This is a genomic window from Roseibium sp. RKSG952 (assembly GCF_009711355.1).
The window spans coordinates 1-227 of record NZ_SMMF01000053.1 but is presented as its reverse complement, the minus strand read 5'-3'; the positions used below and the strand labels follow the sequence as shown (position 1 = coordinate 227).

Below are 227 nucleotides of genomic sequence, written 5' to 3'. Positions count from 1 at the left end.
ACCTCACCATGGGTCGTATTGCAGGTTGCTGGTACCTTATGGGCAAAATGCTTGCACGATTGCTGAAGATATTTTGAAGCCGAATTGGTATTTGCTGTGGCTGTTGTATTGATTATGTCTGGAAGGCTCGGATTGTAAAGTGGAATAATCAAAACAGCGGCCACCAGGGCACGCTGAACATGCAAATTCCAGAATTTTCCTTAAACGTCAACCAAGCGGACAGTTAA

Annotated in this window: 1 protein-coding gene; it reads right to left on the bottom strand. The window is 44.5% G+C overall.

All coding sequences use genetic code 11. The features are described 5' to 3' along the window. On the bottom strand, window positions 1-185 hold a 185-nt coding region (locus E1297_RS00120), incomplete at its 3' end, for a DUF2218 domain-containing protein (protein ID WP_155132488.1). Window positions 186-227: the final 42 nt, after the last annotated feature.